The 26345-nt window shown below is 60.0% G+C and carries 19 protein-coding genes and 1 riboswitch; of the genes, 9 read left to right on the top strand and 10 right to left on the bottom strand.

The features are described from left to right. The first annotated feature begins 1 nt into the window (after position 1). Positions 2-607 (top strand): thiamine phosphate synthase, encoded by a 606-nt coding sequence (locus BMZ66_RS21190; protein ID WP_092678148.1) that lies wholly within the window; start codon positions 2-4, stop codon positions 605-607. Here the strand turns inward: BMZ66_RS21190 and moeB are convergent. From moeB to thiS, 7 genes are all read right to left on the bottom strand, one after another. Further along, entirely contained in the window at positions 593-1699 is a 1107-nt protein-coding gene (gene moeB, locus BMZ66_RS21195; RefSeq protein ID WP_092678150.1) for a molybdopterin-synthase adenylyltransferase MoeB, read from the bottom strand. The genes BMZ66_RS21190 and moeB overlap by 15 nt on opposite strands. Continuing rightward, positions 1696-2817: a 2-iminoacetate synthase ThiH gene (gene thiH, locus BMZ66_RS21200; RefSeq protein ID WP_092678152.1), complete on the bottom strand. Its 1122-nt coding sequence runs from the start codon at positions 2815-2817 to the stop codon at positions 1696-1698. The genes moeB and thiH overlap by 4 nt, the downstream gene beginning before the upstream one ends. A 162-nt stretch (positions 2818-2979) precedes the next feature. Beyond that, positions 2980-3759, bottom strand: a complete 780-nt coding sequence (locus BMZ66_RS21205) for a thiazole synthase (RefSeq protein ID WP_092678154.1) — start codon at positions 3757-3759, stop codon at positions 2980-2982. Positions 3760-3764: 5 nt separating this feature from the next. After that, positions 3765-4388 (bottom strand): thiamine phosphate synthase, encoded by a 624-nt coding sequence (locus tag BMZ66_RS21210; protein WP_092678156.1) that lies wholly within the window; start codon positions 4386-4388, stop codon positions 3765-3767. Positions 4389-4432: 44 nt separating this feature from the next. Further along, entirely contained in the window at positions 4433-5197 is a 765-nt protein-coding gene (thiD, locus tag BMZ66_RS21215) for a bifunctional hydroxymethylpyrimidine kinase/phosphomethylpyrimidine kinase (RefSeq protein ID WP_092678158.1), read from the bottom strand. Positions 5198-5327: 130 nt separating this feature from the next. After that, positions 5328-7202 (bottom strand): phosphomethylpyrimidine synthase ThiC, encoded by a 1875-nt coding sequence (gene thiC, locus BMZ66_RS21220; RefSeq protein ID WP_092678161.1) that lies wholly within the window; start codon positions 7200-7202, stop codon positions 5328-5330. Positions 7203-7363: 161 nt separating this feature from the next. After that, the gene (gene thiS / locus BMZ66_RS21225; protein ID WP_092678163.1) at positions 7364-7567 is read right to left on the bottom strand and encodes a sulfur carrier protein ThiS; all 204 of its coding nucleotides are present in this window, start codon (positions 7565-7567) and stop codon (positions 7364-7366) included. An 80-nt stretch (positions 7568-7647) separates the two neighbouring features. Then, positions 7648-7746, bottom strand: a riboswitch (TPP riboswitch). A 192-nt stretch (positions 7747-7938) separates the two neighbouring features. Here thiS and BMZ66_RS21230 point away from each other — a divergent pair. Next, a complete protein-coding gene (locus BMZ66_RS21230) occupies positions 7939-8994 on the top strand; it encodes an acetamidase/formamidase family protein (RefSeq protein ID WP_092678215.1) in 1056 nt (351 codons plus the stop codon). Between the two features lie 102 nt (positions 8995-9096). Here the strand turns inward: BMZ66_RS21230 and BMZ66_RS21235 are convergent, their stop codons facing one another. Next, positions 9097-10980, bottom strand: coding sequence for an endo-1,4-beta-xylanase (locus BMZ66_RS21235; protein WP_092678165.1), 1884 nt, complete (start codon positions 10978-10980; stop codon positions 9097-9099). Positions 10981-11507: 527 nt separating this feature from the next. On the opposite strand from BMZ66_RS21235, the gene BMZ66_RS21240 reads away from it, so the two are divergent. Next, positions 11508-12080 (top strand): hypothetical protein, encoded by a 573-nt coding sequence (locus BMZ66_RS21240; protein WP_234795196.1) that lies wholly within the window; start codon positions 11508-11510, stop codon positions 12078-12080. Beyond that, positions 12077-13009, top strand: coding sequence for an alpha/beta hydrolase (locus BMZ66_RS21245; protein WP_092678169.1), 933 nt, complete (start codon positions 12077-12079; stop codon positions 13007-13009). Before BMZ66_RS21240 ends, BMZ66_RS21245 begins: the two co-directional genes overlap by 4 nt. Before the next feature lie 120 nt (positions 13010-13129). Here the strand turns inward: BMZ66_RS21245 and BMZ66_RS21250 are convergent, their stop codons facing one another. Then, positions 13130-15316 (bottom strand): ATP-binding protein, encoded by a 2187-nt coding sequence (locus BMZ66_RS21250; RefSeq protein ID WP_234795197.1) that lies wholly within the window; start codon positions 15314-15316, stop codon positions 13130-13132. Positions 15317-15872: 556 nt separating this feature from the next. Here BMZ66_RS21250 and BMZ66_RS21260 point away from each other — a divergent pair. The 4 genes from BMZ66_RS21260 to BMZ66_RS21275 all read left to right on the top strand — a co-directional run bounded on the left by BMZ66_RS21260 (position 15873) and on the right by BMZ66_RS21275 (position 23795). Beyond that, positions 15873-16943, top strand: a complete 1071-nt coding sequence (locus BMZ66_RS21260; protein WP_092678173.1) for a tetratricopeptide repeat protein — start codon at positions 15873-15875, stop codon at positions 16941-16943. A 198-nt stretch (positions 16944-17141) separates the two neighbouring features. Next, positions 17142-19205 (top strand): OmpA family protein, encoded by a 2064-nt coding sequence (locus BMZ66_RS21265; protein WP_177204840.1) that lies wholly within the window; start codon positions 17142-17144, stop codon positions 19203-19205. Positions 19206-19333: 128 nt separating this feature from the next. Beyond that, positions 19334-22993 carry a hybrid sensor histidine kinase/response regulator gene (locus BMZ66_RS21270; protein WP_177204841.1) on the top strand — a complete coding sequence of 1220 codons (3660 nt, stop codon included), beginning with the start codon at positions 19334-19336 and terminating at the stop codon, positions 22991-22993. Positions 22994-23054: 61 nt separating this feature from the next. After that, positions 23055-23795: a LytR/AlgR family response regulator transcription factor gene (locus BMZ66_RS21275; protein WP_092678180.1), complete on the top strand. Its 741-nt coding sequence runs from the start codon at positions 23055-23057 to the stop codon at positions 23793-23795. 458 nt (positions 23796-24253) lie between these two features. Here the strand turns inward: BMZ66_RS21275 and BMZ66_RS21280 are convergent, their stop codons facing one another. Then, the gene (locus BMZ66_RS21280; protein WP_092678182.1) at positions 24254-25783 is read right to left on the bottom strand and encodes a hypothetical protein; all 1530 of its coding nucleotides are present in this window, start codon (positions 25781-25783) and stop codon (positions 24254-24256) included. 369 nt (positions 25784-26152) lie between these two features. Here BMZ66_RS21280 and BMZ66_RS21285 point away from each other — a divergent pair. Then, the coding region (locus BMZ66_RS21285) for a hypothetical protein (RefSeq protein ID WP_214607043.1) at positions 26153-26345 on the top strand (193 nt) is incomplete at its 3' end.

Here is a 26345-nt window from a genome sequence, read left to right on the forward strand (position 1 = left end):
CATGCGGCTTGTTCTTATCTCTCCTCCGCAGGCCGTGGCCAACGAGACCCATCTGGCTAGCGAGCTGCTCGACCAGGGCCTGGCCCGCTTTCACGTGCGCAAACCCACATGGAGTCGGGCAGAGGTTACTGCCTACCTCGCCGACCTTCCGGCGCACCATTACCCGCGGCTGGTGCTGCACTCGCACCATTCGCTGGCAGCAGAGCTGGGCTTGGGCGGCGTGCACCTCACAGCTGCCAGCCGGCACCGGGGCCCCCGCCCCACGCTGCAGCCGGGCCAAACGCTGTCTACCTCCTTCCACACGCTGGCCGAAATTCGGCAGCACCGCCGACGCTACGACTACGTATTTCTGAGTCCGATTTTCGATAGCCTGAGCAAGTCCGATTACCCGGCGGCCTTCACGCTAACTGAAATCACGGCTGCCCTGGGCCAGCTGCGGCGCCGTGCCGGCTACGCGCCCCAAGTGCTGGCGCTGGGTGGCGTAGAAGCAGCGCGCCTCCCGGCCGTGCAGCAAGCCGGGTTTGCGGGGGCCGCCGTGCTGGGCGCCGTATGGCAAAGCCCCGACCCCGTGGCTGCCTTCCGCGAGCTGCAATCAATAATCGGCTAAGCCGTTACGCAGCGAGTAGACGTTGGTGAAGCCCCGCGCCAGCAGCAGCTGGGCCGCCTTCTGGCTGCGCACGCCGCTGGCACAGTGCACCACCACGGGCACCTCCGTCGACAGCTCGCCTAGCTTCTCCGCCAGCTGCCCCAGCGGCAGCAGCTGCCCGCCAATCTGGCGCCGGGCGTGCTCGTGCGGCTCGCGCACGTCCAGCAGTTGCAGCGGCCGGCCGCTCTGCTGCCATTCTTTCAATTCATCTGCGCTGATTTCGGGCGCGCGCTGCGGGACCGCTACTGCTTCGGGCACCTCGCCACAAAAAGCAGCATAGTCGGCCTCTAGCGCAGTGAACTGCTGGTTGGCAGGCACGGCCCGGAAACGAATGGTTTGGAAGCGCATGCCCAGGGCGTCGACCATCAGTAGACGGCCGCTTAGCACCTCGCCTAGCTCCAGAACAATCTTCAGAGCCTCGGCGGCCTGCATGGTGCCCACCAGGCCGGGCAGCACGCCCAAAACACCTATTTCGGCACAGCTGGGCGCATCGCCGGGGGCGGGCGGCTCCGGGTAGAGGCAGCGGTAAGTGGGGCCGTTTTGGTAATTAAATACCGAAACCTGACCCTCAAACTTGAAGATGGCGCCGAACACCAGGGGCTTGCCCAGGATGACGCAGGCGTCGTTGACGAGGTAGCGGGTGGCGAAATTATCGGAGCAGTCCACCACGATGTCGTAGCCGCCAAACAGCTCTAACGCATTCGCGGCCGAGAGGTGCAGCTGGTGCGTACGCAGCTCAATGAAGGGATTTTGCGCTTGCAGCTTTTCGGCGGCCACCACGGCTTTGGGGCGGCCCACGTCGGCGGTGGCGTAGAGCACCTGACGTTGCAGGTTGCTGTCGTCCACAGTGTCAAAATCCAGCAGACCCAGCGTGCCCACGCCGGCGGCGGCCAGGTACTGCAGCACCGGGCAGCCCAATCCGCCGCAGCCCACCACCAGCACCTTGGCGGCTTTCAGCTTCTGCTGGCCCGCCAGGCCGATTTCGGGCAGCAGCAGGTGGCGGCTGTAGCGGTTATTTTCGGCAGCGGAGAAGGTTGGTTCGGTCGGGTTCATCGGGCAAGGGCGGTTAGGGTGGCGTCCCAGTCTTTCCAAACAGGTTCGTAGCCCTGTTGGCGCAACATGGCCGCAATTTCGGCCGGACTGCGCTCATCTGAAATCTCAAACTGCTCCAACGACTCCGGCGCCACCGCGTAGCCGCCCGGGTTCGTCTTCGAACCGGCACTGATGCTGGTGATACCCAACTTCACCACATTATCGCGAAAGGTGGGGCTTTCGCGGGTCGAAATCGACAGCTCGACTTCTTCGTTCCACAAGCGGTAGGCGCAAATCAGCTGCACCAGTTCCCGGTCGCTCATCTCCACCTTGGGCTGCAGCAGCCCCTCGGCCGGCCGCAGGCGCGGAAACGACAAGCTGTACTTCGTCTGCCAGTAGGTGCGCTCCAGGTAGTCAAGATGCAAAGCGGTAAAAAAGCAGTCCGTCCGCCAGTCCTCCAGGCCAATGAGCACGCCCAGCCCCATTTTGTGAATACCGGCGCGGCCCAGCCGGTCGGGCGTGTCGAGGCGGTAGTTGAAGTTCGATTTCTTGCCCTTGGGGTGGTGCTTTTTGTAGTCGTCGCGGTGGTAGGTTTCCTGGTACACCAGCACCGTGTTCAAGCCTTCGGGAATGAGGCGCTCATAATCGACCTGGTCCAGCGGCTGCACTTCCATCGATAGGTGTGCGAAATGGGGCCGCAGCGTACGCAAAGCCCGCTCTAAGTAGTCGACGCCCACGGTTTGGTTGGCCTCGCCGGTTACGAGCAGCACGTGGTCGTAGCCCCACTGCTTGAGAACCGCAGCTTCCTGTAGCATCTCCACGCTGCTGAGCGTGCGGCGGCGAATTTTATTATCGAGGCTAAAGCCGCAGTAGGTGCAGATGTTCTGGCACTCGTTGCTCAGGTACAGGGGCACGTAGAGCTGCACCGTGTTGCCAAACCGCTTGCGCGTGAGCTGGTGGCTGCGCTGCGCCATCTGCTCCAGATACGGCGCAGCAGCCGGCGAAATCAACGCCTTAAAGTCCTCCAGCGTGCGCTGCCGGCTTGCCAAAGCACGCGCCACGTCGTCTACCGTTTTGGCGTAGATGCTGGCCTTGGTTTCGTCCCAGGAATAGGCGTCGAAGATGGGTTGGAAGCTCATGGTTTTATTTTCGACGGACTTTCCAGAACGTCATGCTGAGCGCAGCCGAAGCATCTCGCCTGTGGTAGTATCTCAATCGTGAAAATGGTTTTGATTACTCCCCCACGCGAGATGCTTCGGCTGCGCTCAGCATGACCGTTTTGAAGTTCCGTTCATGTTTGTTTACATATTCAAAAACGCCGTCAGCGGCGAGCTGGCCACTGCCTCGTGCGCTACCGGCGCCGCCAGCCGCGCCTCATAGGCCATGCGCCCTGCCTCCACGGCCAGCCGGAAGGCCGTGGCCATCGCCACCGGCTGGCCGGCCACCGCAATGGCAGTATTCACCAGCACGGCATCGGCGCCCATTTCCATGGCCTCCGCGGCGTGTGAGGGCGCTCCGATGCCAGCGTCCACAATCACTGGCACCTTGCTTTGGCCGATGATGATTTCCAGAAAATCGCGCGTCAGCAAACCCTTGTTCGAGCCAATAGGGGCGCCTAGCGGCATTACGGCCGCCACTCCTACTTCTTCCAAGCGCTTGCAGAGCACAGGGTCGGCGTGGATGTAAGGCAGTACCACAAACCCCAGCTTCACCAGCTCCTCGGCGGCTTTCAGGGTCTCGATGGGGTCGGGCAGCAGGTACTTGGGGTCGGGGTGGATTTCGAGCTTGAGCCAGTTGGTCTCCAACGCCTCGCGGGCCAGCTGGGCGGCAAACACGGCCTCGCGAGCCGTGCGCACACCAGACGTATTGGGCAGCAAATGAAACTGAGGGTGCGAGAGGTGCCGCAGGATGTCGTCTTCCGCATTGGCCACGTCCACCCGCTTCAGCGCCACGGTCACTAATTCGGAGCCCGAAGCCAATAAAGCTTCCTCCATCAGCGCGGACGAGCTAAATTTGCCCGTACCCGTGAACAGCCGGGAGGTAAAAGTGCGTTCCGCAATGCTTAGTTTTCTATTTAACATAATAATTAAATAGAAATTAAAACTGACAACTCGTTGATAAACAGGGTCGTCATTTTTGCCGGGGCTTCAGCACTGCCGATGGCGCCCGATACGGCCACCCCATGCAGCCCCGTGTTTCTCAGGGCCGCTACGTCTTCAAGTATGATTCCGCCGATGCCGATGATGGGCACGGTAATGCCGGCGGCCTCGCACTGGCGCATGATTTCGGTGTAGCCGGCCAGCCCCAGAACCGGGCTGAGATTTTCCTTCGTTGATGTGAAGCGAAACGGGCCAAGCCCCACGTAGTCTACCCCAGCGGCGGCCAGACGCTGCACATCGGCAAACGTGTTAGCCGTGCCCCCGATGATGAAGCTGGCCCCCAGCATGGCGCGGGCTTCGGCGGCGGGCATGTCGGCCTGGCCCACGTGCACCCCATCGGCGCCAATTTCCTGCGCCAGGCGTGGGTTGTCGTTGATGAGCAGCGTGGCGCCATGGCGACGGCACACGGCCTGGGTTTCCAGCGCCAGCTGCTTCCAGACGGCGTAAGGCTGGTTTTTTACCCGAAGCTGAACCCAGCGCACGCCGCCTTGGCAAGCCAGTTCGGCCGCTTCGGGGTTGGTGGTGATGTAATGAAGAGAATCGATTTTCATGGGCGTGGTAGTAGTTAAATGAGTGCTGGGTTGCGAACAGCGCCTTAAGTCGCTGCCAGTGTTGAATGGTACCCCAGCAGTGTATCGTTGCTGGCCAGAAAGGCCGTAGTGTAGTTCTTGCCAAGGCGGCAGGCGTCCATCAGACTTTGCCCTTTGGCCAACTGCGCCAGCACCGCCGCCGAGAGCACGCAGCCGCTGCCGTGCTTCTCGCCCTGCGGCAGGCGCGGCGCAGAGAAGCGGTGTTGCTGGCCCTGCGCAAACAGCACATCGGTGGCCAGTTCGCCGGCATCGTGCCCGCCTTTCAGCAGCACGGGGCACAGGGCACTGATTGTTTCAGCGCCTGCTTCGGCCGAATCATTGGGTAGCAGCCGTAACATTTCGGGCCGGTTGGGGGTGATGAGGGCCATTTCTGAACACAAGGCGTGCAGCAGCCCTGGGTCGGATTTTTGATGAAACTCATATCCGGCCGTGGCCTTCAGCACGGGGTCCCACACGAGCTGGAGGCGAGGGTTCTGCTCTTTGAGCCAGCCCACCAATTCCAGCAGCTGCGGCAAGCTTTCGACCAGGCCGATTTTGATAAAATCAACTTGAAACCTGGCCAGCAGAATTCGGATTTGGTCTTTGACCAAAGCGGCATCCACCCAGCTTACCCGCTCAAACGAAACGTCGTTTTGCACGGTGAGGGCGGTGCATACGCCCAGGCCATAAACGCCGCTGGCTTCAAGCGTTTTTACATCGGCCAAGAGGCCGGCCCCAGCGCTGGGGTCGAAGCCAGCAATGCTGAGGGCGAAGCGGCGTTTGATGGGCATGATAGCGCTAAAAAGAGCGTCATGTCGAGCGCAGCCGAGACATCTCGCTTGCACCGTTGAACGATTGGATTACTGCTGCACGCGAGATGTCTCGGCTGCGCTCGACATGACGTTCTTGGTTTGCGGATGACTACAGATAAATCTCACTGCCTTTTTCCACAAACTCACGCGACTTATCCACAAGGCCGGCGGCCAGGACTTCGCTGGCGGTCAGGTCCTGCTTGGCAGCGTAGTCGCGCACCTCCTGCGTGATTTTCATCGAGCAGAAATGCGGTCCGCACATCGAACAGAAGTGCGCCACTTTGGCGCCTTCGGCGGGCAGGGTTTCGTCGTGGTATTCGCGGGCAGTGTCGGGGTCGAGGGCCAGGTTGAACTGGTCTTCCCAGCGGAACTCGAAGCGGGCTTTGCTCAGGGCGTTGTCGCGGTATTGCGCGCCCGGGTGGCCCTTGGCAAGGTCGGCGGCGTGGGCGGCAATTTTGTAGGCAATGACGCCGTCTTTCACGTCCTGCTTGTTGGGCAGGCCGAGGTGCTCTTTGGGTGTTACGTAGCAGAGCATGGCCGTGCCAAACCAGCCTATCATGGCGGCGCCAATAGCCGAGGTGATGTGGTCATAGCCCGGCGCTATGTCCGTCGTGAGCGGTCCCAGCGTGTAGAACGGCGCTTCGTGGCATTCCTTCAACTGCTTTTCCATGTTCTCCTTGATGAGGTGCATGGGCACGTGGCCGGGGCCTTCTATCATCACCTGCACGTCGTGCTTCCAGGCGATTTTGGTGAGCTCGCCTAGGGTTTCCAGCTCGGCAAACTGGGCTTCGTCGTTGGCATCGGCAATGGAGCCGGGGCGCAGGCCGTCGCCCAGCGAAAAGGCCACGTCGTAGGCCTTCATGATTTCGCAGATTTCCTCGAAGTGCGTGTAGAGGAAACTCTCCTGGTGGTGCGCCAGGCACCATTTGGCCATGATGGAGCCGCCGCGCGACACAATGCCGGTCACGCGCTTGGCTGTCATGGGCACATAGCGCAGCAGCACGCCGGCGTGAATGGTGAAGTAGTCCACTCCCTGCTCGGCCTGCTCAATGAGCGTGTCGCGAAACAGCTCCCAGGTCAGGTCTTCGGCCTTGCCATTCACCTTTTCCAGGGCTTGGTAAATGGGCACGGTGCCCACCGGCACGGGGCAGTTGCGAATAATCCACTCGCGGGTTTCGTGGATGTTTTTGCCGGTCGATAAATCCATCAGCGTGTCGCCGCCCCAGCGGCAGCTCCACACGGCTTTGTCCACCTCTTCCTCGATGCTCGACGTCAACGCTGAATTGCCAATGTTGGTGTTGATTTTCACCAGAAAGTTGCGGCCGATAATCATGGGCTCGCTCTCCGGGTGGTTGATGTTGCAGGGAATAACGGCGCGGCCAGCGGCCACTTCCGAGCGCACAAACTCGGGCGTGATGTGGCCCTGCGGCGTGTTGGCCCCGAAGCTGTGGCCGCGGTGTTGCGTGCGCAGCGGGTCGGTGGCGGGCAGCTCGTCGAAGCGCTGGTTTTCGCGGATGGCAATGTACTCCATTTCGGGCGTGATGATGCCCTTTTTGGCGTAGTGCATCTGTGACACATTGGAGCCCGGCTGGGCGCGCAGCGGAGCTGCAATGTGCTCGAAGCGCAGGTGGTCGAGGCTGGTGTCTGCGGCGCGCTGCTGGCCGTAGTGCGAGGTGGTGCCGGCGAGCTGCTCCACGTCGCCTCGCTCCCGAATCCAACTTTCGCGCAGGCGCGGCAGGCCTTTTTTCAGGTCGATGGCCACGTTCGGGTCGGTGTAGGGGCCGCTGGTGTCGTACACCGTCACGGGCGCGTTTTCCTCCGTGGGATTAATAAAATCAAACTTGCGCTCGGTGTCGCTGAGCACGATTTCGCGCATGGCCACGCGGATGTCGTGCAGCTTGCCGGGCACGTAGATTTTGCGGGAGCCCGTGAGGGGTTGGCGCTCCACCAGCGTCTGGTGCGGGGCCTGGTCTTTTCTCTTCATCTATCGAAACGGTTTGACGGTGAAATGACAATGAATATTTTTATCTAATTACCTGTCATCCTGAGTGTAGCGAAGGACCTTATCACCGCTGAGCAGCTTGCAGTAGTTCAATGGGCCCAACGTGATAAGGTCCTTCGCAAGCTCAGGATGACAGATGGCACTCAGCCGCCCTGGGTGGCGCGGATGATGGTGACCCGGTCGTGTTCGCGGAGAGCGTGGGCCGGCCATTCGGCGCGGGGCACCACGGCATCGTTCACGGCCACGGCGAGGCCGCGCTGTTCGGCCAGCGCAAGGTGAACCAGCAGCTGCGTAAGCGTCTGGGCTTCGGCGGTTTCCTGGGGCAAATTGTTTACATAGCAGACCATGCCAACTAGGGGTTAGTTGAGTGGGAGAAAGCCATAAACAATAGCGGGTGCCGGCCACGGCCCGCCCCTAAGGCAGCCGCGTGCGGACCAGTACTTTTCCCTTCGCTGGTATTATCCAGATTCAGGTTCCAAGGGTATCATCTCAGCCTCGCCAAAGCGAAGCACCCCTAAAGTTTATGCCCAAATCTATGCAGCGCTGCTGATATAATCGAATTGTCAAAAGGGTTTCACGAATTGGTAACACCGCTTCAACCGTCCAACTGAGCTGGCGGGCGCCATTCTGCCATCAGGCGTCTGCATGACAAACGGCAGACAACGCCTTTCCACATTCTATTGAATTTTCATTGCCCAGCCGGTGCGTAATTGCCGGCATGAACCACCGCCAAATAACCGCCCGCGCCGCCCTGATTTTTGTTGCCGCCACAGGGTTGACTTTAGCTGCCCACGCCCAAAAATCTACGCACCAATTACCCATTACCCCAGCCACGGCCGCCTGGGGATATTATGACGCCGCCGCGCCGCCCGTGCTGCGTATCAAATCCGGCGAAACGGTGGAAGTGCACACGCTCATCACCTCCACCCCTACCCGGCTGGAGGGCGCTGGGCTGCCGGCCGCGCAAGTGGAGCCAGCCCTGCGCGAAATCGTGGAAAAGGTTACGAACAAGGGACCGGGCGGGCACATTCTCACCGGACCAATTTTCGTGGAAGGCGCCGAGCCGGGCGATGTGCTCGAAGTCCGTATCCACACCGTCGAACTGGCCATTCCGTACGCCTACAATGCTTTTGGCCCCAAGAGCGGCTTCATTCCCGAAGACTTTCCCTACGCCAAAATGCGCATCATCCCGCTGGATGGAAAGAAGATGGTGGCCCATTTTGCGCCCGGCATCGAGGTGCCGCTGCGGCCGTTTTTTGGAAGCATGGGCGTGGCGCCGCCCGCCGCTTCGGGCCGCGTAAATAGCGCCCCGCCCGGCATCCATGGCGGCAACCTGGATAACAAAGAGCTGGTGGCCGGCACCACGCTCTACCTGCCGGTACACGCCGCCGGTGCGCTGTTTTTTGTGGGCGACGGCCACGCCGGCCAAGGCAATGGCGAAGTGGATATTACGGCGCTGGAAACTTCGCTCCGCGGCAAGCTGCAGTTCATTGTGCGCAAAGACCTAAAATTGACGCTACCTCGGGCCGAAACGCCCACCGCTTACATCAGCATGGGCCTGAACGAAGACCTGACCCTGGCGGCCAAAGACGCGGTGCGCGAAATGATAAACTTCCTCGTAACCGAGAAAAAGCTGAGCCGCGACGATGCCTACATGCTCTGCAGCGTGGCCGGCGACCTCAACACCACGCAAGTGGTCGACGGTACCCGCGGCGCCCACATGATAATGCCCAAAAGCATTTTTGGGAAAGCACCAAAAGCCCGGCGCAAGTAGCCCAACGGCTCTTCATCACGCCCCTGTTTTACCCACAAAAAGGCCACCGAAGAAGAATCTAGCTTCTCTGGTGGCCTTTTTGGTTTCACAGCTCAGAACGACCTATTCTACTATCAGGTGGCGCGACGAGGTACCTTCCCCGTTGGTCAGCTGCACAAGGTACAGCCCCGGCGCCACGTTTAGGTTGATTTCGGCAGTGCCCTGCTGCAGGCCGGTTAGCTGCTTCACCACTTTGCCGGTGGCATCCAGCACCCGCACGCTGCTAATTTTGCCCAAGCCGGTGAGGCTGATGGCCCCGCCCTTGGCAGGATTTGGATACAGGCTAACGGCAGTGTGGCTGGCGCTTTTCACGCCCAGTGCGGTGCTGCGCACGTAGTTTTTCAGCCACACCAGGGCCGGGCGCTCGGTGTTGTCGCCGTTGGCGAGGTAGGCGCCCTGGGCGGTGCGCCAGTGGCCGGGCCGGTAGCCCCACATGGTGATGCCGCGCACGGCGGGGTGCTCCCAGAGCGTGGGGAAAACGCGCTGGTATTCGGCCAGTTGCACGGCGTCGTCGAGTTGCGGCGGGGTGGCGCTGTTCACGCCGTCGATGTCGAGCTCGGTGATGTAGAGCGGCTTGCCGGCCGTGGCCAACAGCGTGAGGTTGGCGGCCAGCGTAGCCGCGGGGATGCCGCGCGTTGAAAATGCGTGGCCCTGAATGCCCACAGCATCAATCAGATTGCGGGTGGCCAGCAGGTTCACGATGCCGAGGTAGCGCTGGGCGTTGGTCGTGGTGTTTTCCACGCTGTACTCGTTGAGCATGAGGCGGGCGTTGGGGAAATACTGGCGGGCCAGCTGGAAGGAGGTAATTATCCAGTCCCAGCCGGTGGTGCCGGCGCCGCCCAGGGCGTTGTAGTAGTTGCCGGCGCCGCTGCCAGCGGGGTTGCCGTTGTTGAAACCGCTGTTGAAGCCGTTGAGGGGTGGGTCGTTGACAGGCTCATTCACAACCTCTATCAGGTCCAGATTGGGGTAGCGCTGGGCCACTGCCGCAAACCACTGGTTGATTTCGGTGAGCTGCTCGGCCGGTGTGAGAGTTTCCAGCCACAGCGGCTGCTGGTTGCCCCAGAGCAGGGTATGAAAGCGGAAGGGGAAGCCGTTGGTGGTGGCTAGAGCGTAGGCGGCGTCCAACTCGGTCCAGTTATACACGTCGCGGGTGCCTTCCACGCTGCCCCATTTGCCGGCGTTCTCGGGCGTTACCTGGTTCCAGTAATTCGTAAAAAAGGGCAGTTGTGGGGCGCTATACACGCCTCCCAGGTACTTGGGTTTGCCGGTGGCCAGGGGCGTGCCGGTGGGCGTGAACACGGTGGGCGGCGTGGTAGAGCCCTGCGCGCCGGCATCGAGGTTGGCCACGGTGAAGAACAAGCCCGTCTGACCAAACAAAAACTGGTCGATGTCGAGGCCGTCTTCCCGGGCACCTATTTCGAAGGTTTGGGTGAGATTACCGGCTGTTACGGTGAAATTGATGGGATTTTCGCCGCCGTTGAAGGCCGACAGGTTTATCCATTTCCATACGTTTTGCTGGGCGCCACCGGCCCCGGCCACTACTTCGCTAGCGCCGGTATAGCCCACGCCATTGAGCTGGTTCACGGTTATCCAGTTGGTGTCGTCGGCGGGCAGCTTGGTGCCGAAGCCGTTGGCGTAATAAAAGCTGTCGTCGTTGGCGCCGCCAGCATTCACCCGCACGCGGGCATACAGGTCGTAGCTGCCGGCTGCGGGGAAAGTAACGGAGTAGGAAATGACCCGCGCCGCAGTGCCCGGATTCTGCGCGTTGATGGTGGCCGTGGGCACTACCGTAACGTATTGCACGCCGGCTTGCGTGGGGCTGGTCCAGTCGGCGCCGAGTGTGCCGGATTCTGCTTGCTGGGGCACCGGAGCGTTTTGGGCTTGCACCGTTGCACTCGAAAACGCTAGTAGACCAAGGAGAGAGAGTAGGTATCGGGGTTTGAACATAGCAATTGGGTTTGGTGGGCTTTTGGAAAAGATGGTAGATTTTCATGCCTGCAATGCTGGCATCTACCCCAAAAGTAATCCACCAATAAACTTGTTCAAACCATTGATAATAAGCAAATTAAATCAATAACTATCCAATCGTTTTCGATAGAAATCGGCATCGATTGTGATAGGCATAGCTTGAGGTTATGCGCCAAATTATGCACGTTGCCTTATGGCAAGAGAAGCTCTTGCATGCACAAGTTCCTCGCGGGCGCGCCCCGCTGCTGAGCACTCGCCTGTTGGGGCCGGGGTGTTGTGGGCACTAGTTGTACCCGACCTCATCTGCTTTGCCGAGCGCCCATCTACTTGGCTAATCTTTAGCTAGTTTCATTGCGAAAGTCTCTCTAACTCGATTATATTTAGAAGACAAAATCTTTTGTGATGATTTGCAGACAAGCAGTTGCTTCAATCCTGCTAAGGGCTTCTTCAAGGCTTGGATTTTCCAAGGGCTAGCGCAGCACCTTCACTCTCTATAGCGTGCCCATATGCATCTAACATTTACCAAATCCGGAGTAACTACTGGCTTCTTGTTTCTGCTGCCCCTCTGGCTGCTCTCGGTGCCCGCGCGGGGCCAGGGGGCTTCGCTGGAAGCGGGCCTGCGGTTCCAGAAAACCCTGAATCTGTACTACGAAAACGGGCTGACGGTGCAGTACCGCAACCCGGGACTGCTAAGCAACCGGCTGCAGGTGGGCCTGACCTATGTGAGCAGCCGGCTGGGTTCGGCGATTGGTTCCAACGCCATCAAACAGGACAACGTCTTTTTATCCGGCGCCTACCTGTTCCGGATGCAGCGCACGGTGCATCCTTTTGTGCGGGCCAATGCCGGTTGGTTTCGGGCCGATTATGAGTCCGAGATTTTCAAGAACCTGACTAACTCGTCGCCTACGGTATCGACGGAACTAGGTGTGCTGGTGCCCACCAAGTACCGGTTCAACGCCGCGGCTTCGGTGGGCTACAACCTCATTACCGGCGACGGCAGCGACAGCCCCGGCACGCTTTTTCCGCTTTTTTATCAGCTCAGCCTCACGTATTCCATTTTCAAACCCACTGCCGAATGAAATCACTAGTACCCTTCTTGCTGCTATTCGTTGGGTTGGTGGGCTGTAATAAAAGCCCCGACATAAGCCCCGATACCCTCGACGGCGATGTTGTGTTTGATGCCTCGCTGTACCAACCTGAAAAGTACCTGGTGTCGCGAGCCAGGCCCCAGCCCACACCGGCCGAAGCCCAGCGGCCAGTGCTCATTGCAGTGCACGGCTACAGCGCCTCCACGTTTGAGTGGGACGAATTCCGGCAGTGGGCCGGCAACCGCTCCGATTTTGCAATTTCGCAGGTGCTGATGGGCGGCCACGGCCGCGATTACGCCTCTTTCAAACAGGCGTCGTGGCGCGACTGGCAACAGCCCATTATGGAAGAATATCAGCGCTTGGAGCAGGCCGGCTACCAAAACATTAGCCTGGCGGGCTCCTCCACGGGCTGTACCGTAATTCTGGAAATGCTGGCCAACGGCTACTTCAACAACCGTCAAAAGCCCAGGCAACTGTTTTTGATTGACCCGAACGTGGTGCCATCCGATAAACTACTGACCTTGGTGGGCGTGGTGGGCCCCCTGCTGGGCTACGTAGAGGCCGACAACACGACGGGCGAAGACAAACACTGGTACCACTACCGCCCCTACGAAACCCTGCGCGAGTTGCGCACCGTGGTCGACATTGTGCGCAAAGACCTGCAGAAGGGCTTCCGACTGCCAGCTGGTGCCCAGCTGAAGGTGTACAAATCCGAAACAGACCATACCGCCGACCCGGTTAGTGCCGTGCTGATTCACAAAGGACTAAAGACCAGCGATGGCAAAGCCATAGATGTCAGCATGGTCAATTCCACCCTGCACGTTTTCACGCGCCTGGACCTGCGAGAAAATGTCACGGCCCAGGACCGGGCCAACCAGCGCCAGGCTTTTGAAGACATTGCCCTGCGGCTAATCAAATAGCAACGACCGGTTTGAGGCTATCCATGCTCCAAAAGGCTTCTCTGGCGCTGTCTAGCCGCTGAAGTCACCATGCCCTCTACTTGACAATAAGGGAAAACGAGTAGTTGAGAATACCGGCTATTAGTTGGTCTTGGTGAGGGGCAATGCCACGGAGAAGGTCGTGCCCTGGCCGGGCTGGCTCTCGACGGTAAGCGAGCCACCATGGCCTTTCGCGACAATGTCGTGCGAGAGCGAGAGGCCTAGGCCCGTGCCCTCGCCCGTGGGCTTGGTGGTGAAAAACGGCTGGAAGATTTTCTGCTGCACGGCCTCGCTCATGCCCGTGCCGTTGTCGGTGACCTGGATTTCGACCGTGCTGCCGACGTGCTTAGTCGTCAGACTTACCGTGGGCATGTAGCCCGGCTCGCCGTTGGCTCGCTGGCGCTGCTGCACGGCATAAAAGGCATTGTTGAACAGGTTGAGCAGCACCCGGCCCAGGTCGGCGCCCACGGCGTTTACCAGCGGCAGGTCCGGGGCCAAGTAGGTTTTCAGCTCCGCATTGAAGCTCTTGTCTTTGGCCCGCAGGCCCTGGTAGGCCAGGCGCAGATACTCTTCGCACAGGGCGTTCAGGTCCGTGGGCGCCCGCTCGCCCGCACTGGTTCGGCTGTGCTCGAGCATGCCGCGCACGATGCTGGCGGCGCGTTGCCCGTGGTGGTGAATCTTGCCTAGGTTCTGCGTGAGGTCTTCCCATAGCTCTTCCTCCAAGCCCGTATCCGCCGCCGCGCCTTTGGCCCGCTCCTCGCGCAGCTCAGCCACCAATTCGGTGCTCACTTCCGAGAAATTGTTGACGAAGTTGAGCGGGTTCTGAATCTCGTGGGCAATGCCGGCCGTGAGCTCGCCCAGGCTGGCCATTTTTTCCTTTTGGATAAGCTGAGCCTGCGTGGCGCGCAACTCCGTAAGGGAGCGTTGCAGCTCCCCCGTGCGCACGCTCACCTGCTGCTCAAGCGTTTCGTTTTGGGTGGCCAATAGCGCTTGTTTCTCCTGTTCCTGGGCCAAAGTTTGGGCCGAAAGGCACTCAACCTCGCCTAGTTTAACTTGCAGTAGTTCGGCATCGAGGGCGAACTCGCGGGCCAAGAACAACGAGATGCCCAGCGCCGGCAGGGCGAAGCCCAAGGCGAGCAACAGGTTTTGCAGCAGCTGCAAAGCCACGGGTCCTAGCAAGAAAAAAACGAGTGCGTAGGCCAGCGCGCTCCCCAAGCCACCCGCAAAGCCTAGGGCCACCAGCCCGGCCCCGCGCTGGCGCTGGCGCACGCCCCGCACCGTCAGGCGCACCTGCTCGGACAGGTGCACCAAAACCACGATGGTCCACCAGTAGTCGACCACGGGAAACGTACCGAATACCGCATACAAGACAACCAACACGCCATAATTGACCCAGAGAATTTGGTAGAATCGGCCGGGCCGAATCTTGAACAAGGCATATAAGGCCCGGATAGCCCACAGTCCGTTCATGGCGGCTAGCGCGTTAGAGACCACGACTAACGATAGAAAATCGGGAAACGAAATCGGCAGTACCCGAAATAGGTAGGCAGTCAGCGAACCCAACGCCGCCGTGAGGGCAAAAAGCGCGAAGTACAGATTGGCCCGTTGGCTGGGGTTGTAGTGAAAAAACGCAAAGTGCAGCACCGCCAGCAGGGCGGAGAACCCCATCAGCACCACAAACATTAGGGCATTGTCTTTATCCTGGCCCCGCCTTGCCCAAAAGTGCTGCGGCGCAACCAGTGTCATCCGCAGCAGAGGCCGCTGGACCAGGCCGCCCAGCAGGGGCCCTTGCCACGGGGCGTAGCGCACGGCCAGGACCTGTTCGCTGGCAGACCCGCTGGCCAGCACCACATCGGGTTGGGCTAACCGCTTTTGGGGCCGCACTTGGGCCGGGTCAAGGTCAACGAGGCCATGGCGCTGCATCAGGTTCCCGTTGAGGTATACCTCACAGGCTCCCCCCAGCAATAGCGTGTGGGCCAGCAATTCGTGTCGGCGCAGACTATCGCCAAGGCGAATGCGCAGCCGCAGCCAGCTGATGCCCGTGCCCAGAGCCGCAGGCAGCTCGCGCCGGGGCCGGGTGGGGTTGAGCGTGTCCCAGCCGCTGTCGTCGAAGTCGGGCCGGGCCCAGGCCGGGTTGTCGCCGGCGTGGTAGCGCCAGCCTTTTTCCAGCAGCAGGCCAGTGTCGGGCAGGCGGTTTACTTGCAGAACGGCAGTGTCGGGAGGAAGCGGCGTAGCCTGGGCGACCAGGGCCAGCAGCCAGCAGGCCAGTAGCAGGAGGAAGTAGCGCATGGGGACAAAGGCCACGTCGCAAGCGCTACGCGTGGGTGAAATTAATTGAAGGTTAAGTTGGGCTTTGCGCAGGCAAGCTACGACTAAACTGAAGCCAATAGTGGTTTATTCAATTGAATTCCAGCGCTCCATAGCCCCATTCGGCAACAAGCCATTGCTATAAGCATAAGTATATACTGCAATAGCTCTTTCATAGGCCCAACAACCTATTTTCTCAGCAAGGAAACAATGGCGTTTTAACACTCCCGATGCATCTTTTATCTGAGATTAAAGCTTAGCCCTGCACCAAAAAGCTCGGGAAGTAAACTAATCGCACCGGTACCTTCCCGAGCTGGCAATAGCAGTGGAAGAACACAATCCGCGGGTAGTTACGCGCTGTAAACAGGTTGTCTTGGTTCCAGCCTTTGCTTCCACTATCCATACGGTGGCAGTGCCACTGCAACCCCAATCCATTGGTATAGACAGTCAATATTTCAAGCTGAGCATATAGCTTCAAAAAATAAAATCCAATATCTTCGCTTTGTACGTGCTCCAATTAGACTATTATCTAGCAATTATGCCAAAGATTCTACTTTTCTTCTTGTTGCTGACGGCTCCGGCAGTTGCACAAGCGCAAGTCGATTCGGTGCGGGCCAGCACCTTGCCCGGGCCGCAGCTAGCCGAGCGGGCCTACAACAGCGGCCTCGCCAGCTTCAACGCCCAGAGCTACCCCGCCGCGCTGCGCAGCTTCGACCAGGCCATTGCTGCGAAGGGCGACTTTGCCGCTGCCTACACCAACCGCGCCGCCACCCGCTACGAACTCAAAGAATATCCGCAGGCCCTGGCCGACTACGACCAAGCCCTTAAACTGGAGCCGGGCAGCTTCAGCGGCTACTTCGGCCGGGCCCGGGTGCGCGAAGCCCAAAACCAGCTCGCCGAAGCCGACCAGGACTACTCCGAAGCCGTGAAGGCCAAGCCCGACTACGCCCCGGCCTGGTACAACCGCGGCGTACTGCGCTTTGAAAAAGGCGACTACCAAGCCGCCCGCGACGATTTTGCCGCCGCCATCAAGGCCGACCCAAAAATGGCCTACGCCTACCACGACCGCGGCAGCGCCAACCAAAAGCTCAGCAACTACCCCGCCGCCACTCAGGACTATACCCAGGCCCTCGCCCTGCAGCCCGACCTGCTACCGGCCCTGCTGAACCGCGCCACCACCGAGCGCCGCACCGGCCAGCTCCCCCAGGCCCTGCGCGACTACGACGCCTACCTCGCCAAGAAAGCCGACAACGCCCTGGCTTTCAGCAACCGCGGCAGCGCCCGCTTCGAAAACAAGGACTACGCCGGCGCCATCGCCGATTTCAGCCAGGCCATCAAGCTTGACGCCAAGTACGCCTACGCCTGGAACAACCGTGCTGCCGCCCAGCTCAAGCTGGAAAAATATGCCGAAGCTGCCGCCGACGCCAGCGAGGCCATCAAGCTGAAGCCCGACTACGCCGAGGCCTACTTCAACCGCGGCCACGCCCGCGAAATGCTCCGCCAAGCCGATGAGGCCTGCCAAGACTGGCGCAAAGCCGCTTCGCTGGGCATTGCGGTGGGCGATAAGTACGCCGCGGCCGCTGGCTGCGCGGGCGAGGCGGCTGATTAAAATAATGTCATAGCGAGCGCAGCCGCGGAACCTCACCCCCGGCCCCTCTCCAAAAGAGAGGGGAGCCTGACGCCAGCAGCATTTCCGGTGCCCCCTCTCTTTTGGAGAGGGGGTCAGGGGGTGAGGTTTCCACTGGCGAGATGCTTCGTACCGCTCCGCATGACAGCCCAAAAATTCTACTATCCTTCCCATACCACTATGCCGTTCTATACTCGCCTATCTCTGCTCCTGCTACTTGCCACCTCAGCGCTTCAAGCCGCTGCGCAAAGCATCGCCTTTACCAAAGACCAGTTTTCGAATAACAAGGAAGGCCTGCGGGAAGCCATGCGCGAACTGAAGGACGGCGACACCGAGTACAACGCCGACCCAGCGCGCTACGCCCAGGCCCTCCCGCATTACTTGGCCGCGCAGCAGTTCAACCCCAACAACGCGGGTCTGAACGTAAAAATTGGCGACTGCTACCTGCATTCGACCACCAAAACCGCTGCTCTCCCCTACCTGCAAAAGGCAGCAAAGCTCGACGTCACGGCCGATGCCCGCACCCACTTTTTGCTGGCCCGCGCCCTGCACCTCAGCGCCAAGTGGCGCGAAGCCATTGCCGAGTACCAGCAGGCCCAGCCCGTGGGTGGCAACACCCGCAACGGCAGCGCCGAAGCCCTCACGCCCAACGACCTGCAGCGCTACATTCAGCAGTGCCGCAATGGCCAGCAGCTAATGACCCATCCGGTGCGCGTGTTCATCGACAACGCCGGGCCGGAGCTGAACTCCGCCGATTCCGACTACGGCCCCGTGGTCTCGGCCGATGAATCGACCATTCTGATAACCTCGCGCCGGGCCGGCTCGACCGGCGGCAAAAAGGACGCCGAGGGCAACGGCTATTTCGAAGACATCTACCAGTCTACCTGGAAGGGCAAGGCTTGGAGCCGCGCCACCAACCTCGGCGCCCCCGTGAATACCGACGACCACAACGCCACCGTGGGCCTGGCCCCCGACGGCCAGCGCATGCTGGTGTACTCGGGCAGCAACGGCGGCGACATCCTCGAAGCCAACCTCGGCGGCAGCGCCTGGGGCAAGCCCAAGCAGCTGGGCTCGCGCATCAACACCAAATACCACGAAACCTCGGCCACCTACTCGCCCGATGGCCGGTTTCTGTACTTCGTCAGCGACCGGGAACAGGGTAGCCTGGGCCGGTCCGACATCTATAAAGTAGAGCTGGAAAGCCGCAACCCGCCCGTGAACCTGGGCTCCGCCATCAACACAGCCTATGGAGAGGAAGGCGTATTTATGGCGCCCGATGGCAAAACCATGTACTTTTCCTCGGAAGGCCACAACACCATGGGCGGCTACGACATCTTCAAATCGGTGTTTGAGAACGGCAAGTGGAGCACGCCCGAAAACCTGGGCTGGCCCATCAATACGCCTGACGACGACGTGTTTTTCGTCACCTCGGCCTCGGGGCGGCACGGCTATTACTCCAGCGACCGGCCCGGCGGCCTCGGCGCCAAAGACATTTACCGCATCACCTTCCTCGGGCCCGAGAAGCAGCCCTTGCTCAGCGAAGAAGACCAGCTCCTGGCCTCGCGCCTAGCCCCAGTGAAGCAGGCCGTGCTGGAGCCCGCCGTGGCCGTGGCCACCGCCCAGGTCACCATCCTGAAAGGCACCGTGACCGACGATGCCACCAAGCAGCCCGTGGAAGCCGCCATCGACCTCGTCGACAACAAGAGCGGCCTCACCATTGCCAGCTTCCGCAGCAACTCCACCTCGGGCCGCTACCTGGTGAGTTTGCCCTCGGGCACCAACTATGGCATTGTGGTGCGGCAAGACGGCTACCTGTTCCACTCCGAAAACTTCGACCTGCCCGCCGGTGCCACCTACGCCGAAGTAGTGAAGGATATCCCGCTCAAACGCCTGGAAGTGGGCACCACCATCGTGTTGCGCAACATTTTCTTCGACACCGGCAAAGCCGACCTGCGCCCCGAAAGCACCGCCGAGCTAGAGCGCCTGCAGAAGCTGCTCACCGAAACCCCGGCCCTGAAGCTGGAAATGGCCGGCCACACCGACGATGTGGGCGACGCCGCCAAAAACCAGGACCTCAGCCAGCGCCGCGCCCAGGCCGTGGTCACTTACCTCACGCAGCACGGCATTGCGGCCGCCCGCCTCACCGCGGCCGGTTACGGCGAAGCGCGCCCCGTGGTGCCCAACACCAACAAAGCCAGCCGCCAGCTCAACCGTCGCACCGAGTTTAAGGTGACAGCCAAGTAAAAGCGGCGGCAAAGCAGGGGCAGCGCTTGGCGCGCAAGGCTGCCGTACTGTGGGTGCATTAGCCTGTGGCCGGCGCAGGATTTCTACCTTGTGGCATCAATAGACTGGGAAACCAGTTGCTGTGCTGCTTGAAACTTCTCTTTCACTTTTTGTACGCCCGACGCGCGGGCTTGCTGTTGCTGGCGCTACTGGCCCTGGTGCTGGTGTTCACCCAGCCGGCCAGGGCCCAGCAGGCGTTTTTGCGCCAGTTTGGACCCGTGGAAGGTTTGCGCACGCCGTTCATCTACGCGCTGCTGCAAGACCGGCAGGGCTACCTCTGGCTGGGCACCGCCGAAGGCTTGGTGCGCTACGATGGCACTCGCTTCGTCACGTTCACCAAGAAAGACGGCCTGACTGAGGACTTCGTGGTATCGGTGCGCGAAGACCCTGCCAGCGGCCACTTGTGGGTGGGCCATTACCAGGGCGGCATTTCGGTGAGAAAGGAGCCCACCGGCCCCTTCACCCTCGCCGACCGCGCGACCGCGCCCACGGGCCTGCGCCGGCCCGCCAACGGCCCGCCGCCCGTCGATACCGCACGCATCGGCACCTACCTGCGGCGCTACCAGTTGCGTCTGCCCACTGGCGTGGTGCCTATTTGCCTGCTCGAAGACCGGGAGGGCAACACCTGGCTGGGCACCGCGGGCCAGGGCCTGTGGCGGCACTCTGACCGGCACCTAACCCGATACCCCACCCCGGCTGGCAGCGCGCCGCCCGTGGCCCTGTGCCCCGGCCCGGACGGCACCTTACTGATGGGCACCGCCCTGGGGCTACAAACCGCTAGCGGCACCGGTAAATGGGGTCGACCTTTTAGGCGAGGCCCCGCCGTATCCGTCCGAGCCGTATTGCCGCGGCCCGGCTCGGGGCGCGGCTATTGGGCCGGTACCGATGGCAATGGCCTGTGGCAATACCTGCCGTCCGGAGCCTCGCACCGGGTGAAGGGCCTGCCCACTAACCTGGAAGTAACGGCCCTGGCTTACGCGCCCCGCAGCGGCCTGTGGGTGGGCACTGCCGCCGACGGCCTTTACCTATTACCGGCTGACTCCACCCAGCGCGCCCGCCATTTCACCACGGCCGAGGGGCTGCTGCACAACAGCATTTACGCACTGCTGGCCGACCGCCAGGGCCAGGTATGGGTAGGCACCCACGGTACAAGCCTGGCTGTTTACAACCCCAGCGCGCAGCAATTCACCCACCACCGGCTCGGTAAAACCGGTGTGTCCATCAGCAGCTTTGCCGAGGATGCCCTGGGGCGGGTGTGGGTGGGCACCGAAGGCCAGGGCCTCTACTGCCTGGCTGATAAAAAATGGCGCCATTATAATGCGAGGCACAGCCCCTCCACCAATTTTGTGTATGGCCTGCTGGCCCTGCCTGCACTCACCAAGGCCAGCGACGCGGGAAAATGGCTGCTGCTATCGCACCTGCAGGGTTTGTCGTTGCTCGATGCCAGCACGGGCAAATTCACTGCTTTAGCGGCTGCCACCGACTCCCTGGCGCGCGACAGCCGGGGCCCACTGGCCTTGATAACCGACCCACAGCCAATGGCCTGGGCTGCCACACGCGCCGGCTTGGTTCGGGTCGACTTGCGCGAGGCGCTGGGCCGGGCCCTCGAAGTGGCCCCCACCCTGGCACTCACCACCGCCGAGGTAGATGGCGCCCCACGCCAGGCAAGCGCGCTGGGCGAGTTGTCGGCCACGCGCCACCGGGTCAGCTTTGGCTTCCGGGGCTTGAGCCTGGCCGCGGGCAACGAGCCCCTCGCCTACCAGTACCGCTTGCGGGGCCTTTCCGATGCCTGGAGCCACCCCAGCGCCGCGCCCGAAGCGCAGTTTCCCGGCCTCGATGCGGGGCGTTACGTGCTGGAGGCCCGCACCCGCCGCGGCCCGGCGGGCTCCTGGAGCCCGGTGGTGAGGGCAGATTTTGGCATCGCCACGCCGTTTTGGCGCACGTGGTGGTTTGCCGGGCTGGTGCTGCTGACGGCCGTCGGCGCGGTGTTTGGCATAGTGCGGGTACGTGAGCGGACCCTGCGCCAAACCCAGCTCCTACTAGAGCGCACCGTGGAAGAACGCACCGCCGAGCTACGCCAGCAAAAGGCCCACATCGAAGACATCAACGCCGACCTGGTGGTAGCCCGCGACGCCGCCGAGGCTTCCCGCAAAGCCAAAGCGCAGTTTCTGGCCAACATGAGCCACGAAATCCGCACGCCCATGAACGCCGTCATTGGCCTCACCAATTTGCTGCAGGCCACTCGCCCCACACCAGAGCAGGCTGATTACCTCACGGCCATTGAGTCGTCGTCGCAAAACCTGCTGGTGATTATCAACGACATCCTCGACAGTTCCAAGATGGAAGCCGGCAAGCTCTCGCTCGAGCAAGTGCCCTTCCGTCTGCCCGAGGCCGTGCGACGGCTAGGGGCCATGTTCAAGTATGCCACCGATACCAAAGGCTTATTTTTCTCGGTAGACGTAGCGCCCAACGTGCCAGCCGCCGTGTTCGGCGACCCGGTGCGTCTCAATCAGATACTGGTCAACCTGGTTGGCAACGCTGTCAAATTCACCCGCGAGGGCGGCGTAACTGTCACAGTGGAAGCCTCTCCCGTGCCGTCGGCTTCTGCAGGAACAGAAGTGGACAATGCTCCTAACTCTGAGTCTTTACCTATAAAGGTGCTCGTAGGCTTTTCCGTGCGTGACACCGGCGTAGGCATCCCGGCTGATAAGCTGGGAGCTATTTTTGAAGACTTTTCGCAGGCTAATACATCCACCACCCGCGAGTTTGGTGGCACCGGCTTGGGCCTGAGCATCGCCCGCAATCTGGTGCAACTCCACGGCGGCCAACTGAGCGTTATTAGTGAGGAAGGCCAAGGCTCCGAATTCTTTTTCGAGCTGCCCTATGAGGTAGCTCATGAGGCCCTTGCCCAACCCTCGGCCCACCAGGGCCTGCTAGCGCCCTTCGAGCCGGCCCTACGGGTGCTCGTAGCCGAAGACAATGCCTTGAATCAGCTAGTAGCCCGCAAGACGCTGGAAGCCTGGAACGTGGAAGTTGTAATTGCCGAAAACGGCCGCCTGGCCGTGGAAGCCGTAGCAGCCGCCCCCATGCCCTTCCACGCCGTGCTGATGGATGTGCAGATGCCCGAAATGGATGGCTACGAAGCCGCCCGCCAGCTCCGCCAGCTTTTCCCCAATGCCCACCACTTGCCCATCATTGGCCTCACGGCCTCGGTGCTGCCCGAAGACCGGGTGCTGGCCCTGGCCGCCGGCATGAACGACACCCTGGCCAAACCATTCGAACCGGCCGTGCTGTATGCACGCTTAGCGCATTTCACGGGAAGACCAGCGGGCCAGGATGATAAAGGCATAAAAGAGCCTGAATTGTTGCCATCCAATTCGTCGGAAACAACTCCTGCCCTCCTACCATCACACCCTACTACCCTAAAACCCGACTGGCAGCTACTGGAGGAGCTTGCCTGCGGCAATGAAGCCTTCCTGCGCCAGATTGTAGGCACTTTCCTCATTGAAGCGCCGGCCCTGGAGGGCCTGTTGGCCGCCCATTGCTCCGCCGACCCCGCAGCGCTGGCCGGGGCCGCCCACAAGCTGAAGGGCCAGGTTGCCTACTTCGGCGTTCCCTCGCTTCACACCCAGCTCGACGACCTGGAGCGCGCTGCCCGGCAGCCCGCTGCTGCCCAGTGCCAGCCCCTCGTGGCCAGCATCCGCCAGCAGTTGGCTGAGCTATACCCGCAGCTGGCCGCCCGGGCCTAGCACGAATTAACCGAGCCTGCCAACTTACATTCGTTGCCGCGTGTAGTTAAAAGGGGTTCCCATGGCTGATTCCACTTCTGTTGCTTCCCTGAATTGCTTAGTTGTTGACGACGACCCCCTCTCGGTGCAGGTGGTGCTCAACTGCATTGCCAACACGGCATTTCTAAACGCAGTAGGGAGCTACACCAACCCCGTAGAAGCCGCCGAAGCCCTGCGCACCCACCCCGTCGACCTGTTGTTTCTGGACGTTGAGATGCCGCTCATGTCTGGCATCGAGCTGTTGCGCACCCTGCAGCACCCGCCGCTGGTCGTGCTCATCACCAGCAGCAAGGAATACGCCGTGGAGGCATTTGAATACTCCGTAGTTGACTACCTGATGAAGCCCGTCAGCTACGCCCGCTTCCTGCAGGCCTCACAAAAAGCACTGGAAGCCGCCCAGCGCCAGCCCGCCGCTGCCACCAACGAGGCCATTGAAACCCCAGCTCCGAACGCAGCCTTCACTTTTGTGAAAGTGGACAACAAGCTAGTGCGGGTGACATTCGACGACGTGCACTACGTGGAAGCTCTCGGCGACTACGTGCACATTGTGACGGGCCAGAGCAAGCACATTGTGTACAGCACCATGAAAGCTGTTGAGGAGAAATTCCCAGCAAGTCGCTTTCTCCGCGTTCATCGCTCGTTTATCGTCAACTTCAACCGCATCCACGCCTTGGAAGACAACATCATGCAGGTTGAGGGCAAGAACATCCCCGTGGGCCAGACCTACCTACGCGACGTGATGCAGCGCCTCAACCGGTTTTGAGCGTGGCCGAACGTGTTGATTTTCGGGACCTCCAATAAGCCATTATAAAGAGCGCAAAAACGACGTGGTGCAGCGCGATGAGCAGGTCGACAACATCGACCAGGCCCGCACTGGCCAGAAGCACATCTCAACAACTTTGTTGACCGGGAAACTTTGGATTTCGACGCACAGCCTAGCCGTGTGCTGAGGGCTGAATCCGTGACTTTCGTGGCTCCCGCCGCCCAGTTACTAGCCTGCCAAAGCGTGCAGCTTCCGTGTACTTTTCGCGATGGCGGCTTAGCGCATTTCCCCTCCGCCCAGCATCTATTTCGCCGGGCTAATAACTATTCCGTGCGTTTGCGCATGCTTATTTTCGTCTCCGAAGCCTGCACTGACAGCCATCCGTAACACGCGAAACGGCGGTGAAACCGTAATGCAATTCCACCCCCACTTCACGCAAACAAACTGCGCGACTAATCTCAACTAGCTAATTCTGACTCTTTTGCTACCGGTGCTCCCTCACGAAGCAAGCTCAGTACCAACTCCCACAAGTGTTCGTAGGGAATGATTTCGACTTCGGCAAATGCTTCGCCGGGCGGGGGCGTCTCCTGTAGTTGCTGCAATAGTACTTTGCCCCGCTCGGCAGCCTGGGCCGCGTCGAAGTTTTTGTCGACAATCACCTGAAGCAAACGCAGAAATAGCCGGCTACGCAGTGTGGTGGGCTCGTACAAGTGCCGCTGTTGATATTTCCGCAGGCGCTCCAGACGCAGTAGCACCTCTTCCAAGTTACGCTCGCGCAGGAAGTGCAAGAGCTGCAGCACCAAAATCGCCACGTTGTGCCCCCGCTTGTCGCGGCTGTACTCCGGGAGTTGCAATACCCACTGAGCTATTTGCCGCTGCCGGGCAGTTGTCACCCGCTGCGGCGGCATCACAAAATCGATGTATCCTTTATACAAGTCCCACCGCTGAAGAGCTGCCTCACGTTGAATAAGATAGGCTGGATTCTTAGTGATAACCCCCATCAACTGCTGGGCCCTCTCGTATTGTTCTGCGTGGAGCGCTAGCAGCACGTGATGCTCCTGAAAGTAAAACCAGTTGTTAGACGATGGGTGAAAATCGCGGTTATACTCCTCAGCTAAACGCAAGCCTTGCATTGGCTGACGACTACGGAGATAGGCATAGATATTCATAAAATGGTTGAATCGAATATCAAACCGACGCGCATTGAGCTTACCATCACGTAAGCGCCGCGACGCAGCTCCTGTTACCCTAATAATTTCCTGAAAATTGCCTTGCAGCTCTTCATAGGCTATCCGAGCCCGATACACGGCATTGTATGTTGTGAAGCTACGGGCCTTACGATGCAACGCCTCTAGCTGTTCTATCCGGTCGGGCAACATTGCTAATATTGCCCGACGGGACGCAACACTACCGCCTAATGCCAGTTGCGTTGCCCTGTAGAGTTGCTCAGCTTCGTCCTCTAGCGTCAACAATTGCTGAGCCCGGTGGAGCACTTTGGCAGCTTTCTTATACAGGACTGGCTGACGTTGCTCAGCGTGTAGATTGCGTAGCATTCGCGCACCTTGAACTACGTATTGAGTGAACTCTCCTTGCTCTGCTAATCTTAGACAGCGCTGTAGCAAACGTTCTGTTAGTTTATATTCCCGTTCAGAATAAAGAATACTTACCTTGTGCAGAAGGTCAAGGCACTCAAGCTCGTAACGGCGCGACACTAGGTGCCGGGGGTCCGAATGGTCAAGGAAATAAAGTTGATTTAACAGCTTGCTTCGTACCCGCGACTGCAACTTTTGCAGCGCCCGCACATTTGCCGGTGTCGACTTACCGTACAATGTCTTCACCACTTGAAGTTGAGTCACTTCCGGTGATTCAGCCAATGTGGCTACAAATTGATTCTCTTTGTTTGTTTGGCGACTACGCAAATCCAATATTGGCAACGAAGCCAAACTGCGAGATGTCACAATTCGCGCCAAATTTGCGATTTCATTCATCTTAAATACGCTTTAGAAGCATATAATTCAACTTTTGCTTAAAAATGCAGCTAAAAAACCATGTCGCAATAATCAGGGTTCTTTCCTTTTTTGCTTGCTCTTTACCCTACAATCTTTGTAATGTGCTCATTTGAAATCTTTTCAACCCATTGATGTCACAAATTGACGATTTTTTGCTTACGTTTCTTGAAATATAATTGCCCTATCAGCATTCTAAGCAAAGATTGATAATTTTTATCTATTTAGTTAAATTTTTTACATAATATTTTATAGTCTGTTTTAGGGCAATATTGTCCTTTCGTAAGGCATTGATAAATGTCAACTTTGTGTCACTCAAACATCTGACACACCTCTTAATACCTTACGACCGTGCTGAATATCCTCGCCTTCGCCCTGCTCCAATTCGCTGGTCTCAATTCCAGCGCAATTATCAATTCAACCACATCACAGGTTGCCATTGGTAACAGCATCGCCGCCGTGGGTGGCAGCGGCGGCTGGGCCGGCGACATCGCCGCCGTGGGTGGCAGCGGCGGCTGGGCCGGCGACATCGCCGCCGTGGGTG

The sequence above is a fragment of the Hymenobacter arizonensis genome (assembly GCF_900115775.1).
GTDB lineage: Bacteria > Bacteroidota > Bacteroidia > Cytophagales > Hymenobacteraceae > Hymenobacter > Hymenobacter arizonensis.